Annotated in this window: 4 protein-coding genes; 1 reads left to right on the top strand and 3 read right to left on the bottom strand. The window is 45.4% G+C overall.

What is annotated here, in order from left to right; all coding sequences use genetic code 11:
- Positions 1-10 precede the first annotated feature (10 nt).
- On the top strand, positions 11-2020 hold the full coding sequence (locus ACTHUT_RS13580; protein WP_440418889.1) for an LTA synthase family protein: 2010 nt from the start codon (positions 11-13) through the stop codon (positions 2018-2020).
- Positions 2021-2119: 99 nt separating this feature from the next.
- Here the strand turns inward: ACTHUT_RS13580 and rfaD are convergent, their stop codons facing one another.
- The 3 genes from rfaD to pyrF form a co-directional block, all read right to left on the bottom strand.
- The gene (gene rfaD, locus ACTHUT_RS13575; RefSeq protein ID WP_250600133.1) at positions 2120-3124 is read right to left on the bottom strand and encodes an ADP-glyceromanno-heptose 6-epimerase; all 1005 of its coding nucleotides are present in this window, start codon (positions 3122-3124) and stop codon (positions 2120-2122) included.
- A 145-nt stretch (positions 3125-3269) separates the two neighbouring features.
- Complete coding sequence (gene rfaE1, locus ACTHUT_RS13570) at positions 3270-4229, bottom strand: D-glycero-beta-D-manno-heptose-7-phosphate kinase (protein WP_250600131.1); 960 nt, start codon at positions 4227-4229, stop codon at positions 3270-3272.
- 54 nt (positions 4230-4283) lie between these two features.
- Complete coding sequence (pyrF, locus tag ACTHUT_RS13565) at positions 4284-5024, bottom strand: orotidine-5'-phosphate decarboxylase (RefSeq protein ID WP_250600129.1); 741 nt, start codon at positions 5022-5024, stop codon at positions 4284-4286.
- Positions 5025-5236: the final 212 nt, after the last annotated feature.

Genomic DNA, 5236 nt, shown 5'->3' with positions numbered 1-5236 from the left:
TATCTAAAAAATGTCTCGTCTACTTACCTACAAAAAAATTCTATGTAATTCTTTTTCATTATGGCTTTGCACTGTTCTAATTCTTTTTATTGAACGGTGTTTAATGTCACAATATTATCTATCAGATGATATCCGTAGTCGTTATTCCGAGGATATTATCCAGCTTATGCTCAAAGGGTTATTATTTGATATCAAAGCTGCTTCTGTATTAACGGCATTACCATTTTTACTGGGATTATTCAGCTTATTAAATTCAAAAACTGTTGTAGCATATGGACGGATTCAAGCTCTATTGTCTACAGTATTGTTATCTATCGTTTCTGCTCTGGCTATAGGGAATTGGTTTTATTATGGAGTCTACGAACGCCAATTCGATGTTTTTATTTTTGGTCTTGCAGAGGAAGATACTGTAGCCGTACTCAAAACTATTTGGTCCGATTTCCCAATTATTTGGGGATTAATTGCTTTAGCCATAGCAGTAACCCTTTTTTGGAAATGTTTTTCCCAAATTAACAGATACTCTTTTTCTGCTACTACTACAAGCAAAGCAACTTGGGTTGCTATCATAATGATACCTATCTTAATCTTAAGTATTGGTATACGTGGTTCGTTTGGTAAATTCCCTTTACGTCAAACTTCCATGCAAATTTCAACCTTACCGCAAATAAATAAATTAGTTCCCAATGCACTAATTTCTTTAAATTGGGCTTTTGCAGAACATCGAAACAGTAATAATTTTATCGAGGTTACCGATTCAGATGGTATTGAACTGATGAATCGTCTACAAAATCAAAAAGCTGATGCCAATTTAAATCGCTTATTTACACAAACTAATAAAAATTTGATTGTTGAACAACATAAGCCCAACGTTGTATTTGCTGTTATGGAAAGTATGAGCACTCACTTGCTTTCTCTAAATACGCCTGAACGAGATCTATTAGGTGAATTAGATAAACATTGGAAAGAAGATTGGGTTTATTCACGTTTTATCTCTGAGGGTGATGGCACTAGCGACTCACTACACCGTTTTTTTATTCGTAGCCCACGCCTTAACCTTAGCCAATCTGCTGCTAAAAATAAAACTTTTCCTGGAAACATGTTTAAACCATATCTTGATGCAGGATATCGTATTGTGTATATCACTGCCGGTAATGGGGGGTGGCGTGATTTTGATAGTTTTCTGCGTCATTTGGGTGTACATGAAATTATTGATGAAAATGCGATCAAAGCACGCTACCCTGAAGCCCAATCCAGCACATGGGGAGTACCTGATGAATTTATGTTCCGATATGCAGAAGACGAGTTGAAACAAGCAAAAAAAAATAATACCCCCGTATTCGTCATGATGCTATCAGTAACTAATCACCCCCCATATCAATTACCTAAACCTAACCCAACTAAAGATTTTCATCTCACTGAGCAAGAAAAACAGCGACTTTCCAGTCTAGCAACAGGAAAAGAATTGAATGAGATTTTTAACACATTCCGATATAGCAACGACCAACTTGGACGCTTCATTAGTCATACAAAATCTATTGCACCGGATACTATTATTGCTGCAACTGGAGACCATAATATGCGAGCAATCAGTTATCCTGCACCTAATGAAATTGCCCTTGGCCACAGTGTACCATTCTATCTTTATGTTCCACCTACTTACCGCTCCAATGCAGAATATCATCCTGAGCGGGCAGGCTCACATAAAGACATTTTGCCAACGTTATATAATCTTAGCCTATCAGAAATACCTTATTATCAAACCGGTTGTAATTTGACTACACCTACTGTTGATTCTTCATGGTGTGGCTATGGTTATAATCCTGAAGTTTTAATCACCAAACATGGTTTTTATAATTTAAACAATCAGGAGTTCCATCGTTGGGATAATCAGGGGCTGCAAACAGCAGAAGCTGAAATCAGCCAACCACCTGCTGAAGATATACCTTTTATTGAACGAGGTAGTGTTTACACTCAATTTTTAGATTGGCAAATTAACCGTATTGCAACTACCGATCACTAAGAATACAACTAAATTTTTATACTATCTTAGTAAAATAAAACCGACTTACCCAAACAGGTAAGTCGGTTTTATTCTCAGACAACATTACTGTACTATTTATTAAACCAAGTTCTCCAGCATCCATTTAACGTAACGGCTGACACCTTGTTTTACATCCAAGAATTCTTCTTTATACCCGGCTTCGCGCAGCTTGGTGATATCCGCTTGAGTAAAGCTCTGATATTTGCCTTTAAGTGCATCGGGGAATGGGATATAACGGATAAGTTCTTCTTCAACCAACTCTTTCAAACTCATTTCAGGTTTGCCTTCGGCTGCACGGCAGGCGTTGACGGTGGAGGCGGCGAGTTCGTTGAACTGTTGGCTGCGGCCGGTGCCGAGGTTGTAGATGCCGGAGAGGTTGGGGTGGTCGAAGAAGTAGAGGTTGACTTTGGCAACGTCTTCGACGCTGACGAAGTCGCGGGTTTGTTCGCCGTTGCCGTAGCCGTCGTTGGCTCCGAACAGGTTGACGTAACCGTGTTCGCGGTATTGGTTGAAATGGTGGAAGGCGACGGATGCCATGCGGCCTTTGTGTTGTTCGTGTTGTCCGTAAACGTTGAAGTAGCGGAAGCCGACGACTTGGGCGGTCAGGCCTTCTTTCATGCGGCGGCGCAATACTTGGTCGAACAGGAATTTGGAGTAGCCGTACACGTTGAGCGGTTTTTCGAGTTCGCGCTCTTCGCGAAAGATTTCGCCTTTGCCGTACACGGCGGCGCTGGAGGCGTAGAGGAAGGGGATGCGTTCGTCCTGACACCAGTCCAAGAGGTCGAGCGTGTACTGGTAGTTGTTGTCCATCATGTAAAGGCCGTCATGGTTCATGGTGTCGGAACACGCGCCTTGGTGGAAGACGGCTTCGATGTTTTCGTAAGGCAGAAGATGGCCGCGCACTTGGCGGATGAATTCGTGTTTGTCGAGGTAGTGGGCGATTTCGCACTCGGCAAGGTTTTTGAATTTTTCGCCACGGGTCAGGTTGTCGACGGCGACGATGTCGGTAATGCCGCGTTGGTTGAGGGCTTTGACGATGTTACTGCCGATAAAGCCGGCCGCGCCTGTTACGATAATGGTCATAATGAATTTCCTTTATTTTGATTTTTCAGACGGCCTTAAAGAAGAAATCATGCCGTCTGAAAATAAAAACTTGTCTGTCTAGATTATTTTCCAACTCTATTTTCAGACGGCCTTTAGGTTTTAAGGCCGTCTGAAACAGCAATTATTACTCTTCCAATGCCTTAGTCAATTCAGCAAACGAGCAAACAGCCGTACCAAGTTTCGCCACGACAACCCCTGCCGCAGTATTAGCAAGGTGCATGGCTTCAGGCATGGTATAACCAGCGGCCAAACACAAGCCCACTCCGGCAATAACGGTATCGCCCGCACCCGATACATCATAGACTTCTTGGGCTCGTGTAGGCTGATAAATCGGCTCGCCCTCATTAAACAAGGTCATACCTTCTTCGCTTCGGGTCAACAAAATAGCGGTCAAATCAAGATGACGGCGCAGATTCTGGGCTTTTTTGGTCAAATCGTTTTCGTTTTTCCAACTTCCCACCACTTCTTTCAACTCTGCACGGTTAGGCGTAATCAGCGTAGCGCCGGCGTATTTTTCGTAATCATCGCCTTTCGGGTCGATTAAAACGGGTTTACCGGCCTGTTTCGCCCAATCGATCATATCAGAAATATGCGACAAACCGCCCTTGCCGTAATCTGAAAAAATAATGGCATCGTATTCAGGCAACACTTCTCGATATTGATGCTTAATTTGTTCCAACACCTCACGATGAGGCGATTCTTCAAAATCAAGGCGGATAAGCTGCTGGTTGCGGGCGACGACGCGCAGTTTGACGGTGGTGGCGATTTGTTTGTCGCGCATCAGATAGGAGGTAACGCCGTCCTGCGCCATCAGCGCATCGAGTGCGTTGGCGGCTTCATCATCGCCGGTTACCGACAACAGCCCTGCATTGCCACCCAACGAAGCGATGTTGCGCGCAACGTTCGCCGCTCCGCCCGCGCGTTGGTCGATACGTCCGATTTTCGCCACCGGAACGGGGGCTTCGGGCGAAATACGGGATACGTCGCCAAACCAATAGCGGTCGAGCATCACGTCGCCGACAACCAGGACTTTGGCTTGTGCGAAACGGGATTTGAGGGTTTCTTGTTGGAACTTGGTGGGCATATTGCCTCCGTTGTGTTTTTTCAGACGGCCTCAACCTGTAAGGTCGTCTGAAAATCAGTTTGCTTCAAGGTTCGCCACGCAGTTCACTTCGCGCAATACGGCTACCGGATCGGCGGCTTGGGTAACAGGTCGGCCCATCACCAGATAAGTCGAACCTGCCGCCAATGCTTCGGCGGGCGTCATGATGCGGCGTTGGTCGTCGTTGTTGCCGGCAACGTCCAAACGGATGCCGGGCGTTACCAAGACAAAATCCTGTCCCAATTCGCGGCGTAGCGGCGCGGCTTCTTGGGCGGAACAGACCACGCCGTCCAAGCCCGAACTTTGCGCCAGTTTCGCCAAGCGGATGACTTGTTCTTCAGGGGCGATGTTCAAACCGATTTCCGCCAAATCGCTTTGTTCCATGCTGGTCAACACGGTCACGCCGATTAGGAGCGGCTTCGTGCCGTATCCGGCAACGGCTTCGGCGGCGGCTTCCATCATGCGGCGGCCGCCCGATGCGTGCATATCAACCATCCACACGCCCATGTCGGCGGCGACTTTGCACGCCTGCGCGACGGTGTGGGGAATGTCGTGGTATTTCAAATCGAGAAAGAGTTTGAAACCCTGATGAATCAGGCTTTCCGCCAAACTGCGCCCCGTCGCGGTAAACAGCTCTTTGCCGATTTTGATTTGGCACAATGTCGGATCAAGGTTGCGGACAAATCCGAGCGTATCTTTTTCGTTGGCAAAATCGAGGGCGACGATGACGGGAGTACGTTGTTGCTGAGTTTGGAAGTCGGAGATCAAGGGATTCATAAGATGCCTGCGGATAAACGGTTATAGCTTCGATTTTAACAGCTTTTGTACACAAAAGGCCGTCTGAAAATATTTTTTCAGACGGCCTCATCACAACACACCTTAATTATTCTTATATAAATCTAAAATTTTTACAGAAAATTCATCATCACTGAAAAAAAAGGCTGGTGGAACTTCCAATACTTCAGCAATTTTCTGCAAAGTATTCAAAT

The organism is Neisseria sp. P0022.S010, from assembly GCF_051956635.1.
Note: the sequence above shows the minus strand (reverse complement) of the source record. Positions and strands in the feature narration are given on the sequence as shown.

What these genes read in the sequence shown, in the direction of transcription:
- ACTHUT_RS13580 (WP_440418889.1), top strand. Translation starts at nt 11, where the DNA reads ATGTCTCGTCTACTTACCTACAAAAAAATTCTATGTAATTCTTTTTCA.
- rfaD (WP_250600133.1), bottom strand. Translation starts at nt 3,124, where the DNA reads ATGACCATTATCGTAACAGGCGCGGCCGGCTTTATCGGCAGTAACATC.
- rfaE1 (WP_250600131.1), bottom strand. Translation starts at nt 4,229, where the DNA reads ATGCCCACCAAGTTCCAACAAGAAACCCTCAAATCCCGTTTCGCACAA.
- pyrF (WP_250600129.1), bottom strand. Translation starts at nt 5,024, where the DNA reads ATGAATCCCTTGATCTCCGACTTCCAAACTCAGCAACAACGTACTCCC.